The 432-nt window shown below is 34.7% G+C and carries 1 protein-coding gene; it reads right to left on the bottom strand.

Features of this window, described 5'->3' with window-relative positions; translation table 11 throughout:
* Positions 1 to 427: EamA family transporter (locus tag RM425_RS21545; RefSeq protein WP_311347277.1), on the bottom strand; the 427-nt coding region annotated here is incomplete at its 3' end.
* Positions 428 to 432 lie beyond the last annotated feature (5 nt).

Genomic DNA, 432 nt, shown 5'->3' with positions numbered 1-432 from the left:
GAATAAAGTACAACATTATCCCTGCCAAATGAACTGGGAGCCAACGCAAGGAGTTCAAGTAAAAACAAAAAGCTAAAAAATATTGTAATATTCCAGATGAAAAAACAATAATCACGGATTCCAACGGAAGATAAATTGATGATTTAGATATAAAAATAAAGAGCGATGACAGTATAAGGGAGAATGTCAACTGTCCGCTCAATAATGTGATAGGCTCAAACGATTTAATAAGGCGAGACGATATAACAACATAAAATGCTGCCGATAACACACCGGCAACAACAAGACAATATCCAACAATATTATTCGATCCATTACTGATGTCTGGCAAGGCTACCAAAATACTGCCAACAATTGCACCTATAAGGAACAATATAAAATATTGCGGGGAATTAATTTTAACTGAGCAAATAAGAACAGACAACACCAATA

This window comes from Blastococcus goldschmidtiae, from assembly GCF_031845325.1.
In the GTDB taxonomy this organism is placed as follows: Bacteria; Actinomycetota; Actinomycetes; order Mycobacteriales; family Geodermatophilaceae; genus Blastococcus; species Blastococcus goldschmidtiae.
The sequence above is the reverse complement of the archived record's forward strand: the minus strand, read 5'-3'. Positions and strand labels throughout refer to the sequence as shown.